We start from the raw sequence: 389 nt of genomic DNA, 5'->3' as shown, positions 1-389 counted from the left end.
TTCTCGTTGATCACGCTGCGTTGCAACAGCGCAGCAGCTTTTTCACCACTTTCTTCATCATAAACTTCCCAACCTACGGCCTTGCGGCTGTAAATATCTTCGATCAAATACAGGTAAAAATACTTACCGCGTATGGGCGAGGGAAGATACGTGATGCCCCACGACACCTGGTTAGGCCTCTGAGCCGCGTGCGTTGTCGGCATTACAATGCGCCGAGGCCGTCGGCTACGACCTCTGTGGTGTTGTTGACCGGCTGCTCGCAAGATGCGATAAAACGTAGCTTTCGACGCCAGATACCGCGCTTCGTCTGCTAGGCGCGGCACGATCTGGCTGGGCGGTAAATGGGCGTATATCGGGCTGTTGCACAGGGTTACGATGGCTAGTCGTTC

At 54.5% G+C, this 389-nt stretch carries 1 pseudogene; it reads right to left on the bottom strand.

The features are described from left to right. Nucleotides 1-389 (bottom strand): annotated as a pseudogene (locus KVH01_RS29535) (IS3 family transposase); the annotation flags it as partial.

Origin of the sequence: Pseudomonas khavaziana (genome assembly GCF_019145205.1) — a bacterium.
GTDB classification, from domain to species: Bacteria; Pseudomonadota; Gammaproteobacteria; order Pseudomonadales; family Pseudomonadaceae; genus Aquipseudomonas; species Aquipseudomonas khavaziana.
This window is presented reverse-complemented; position numbering and strand designations above follow the sequence as displayed.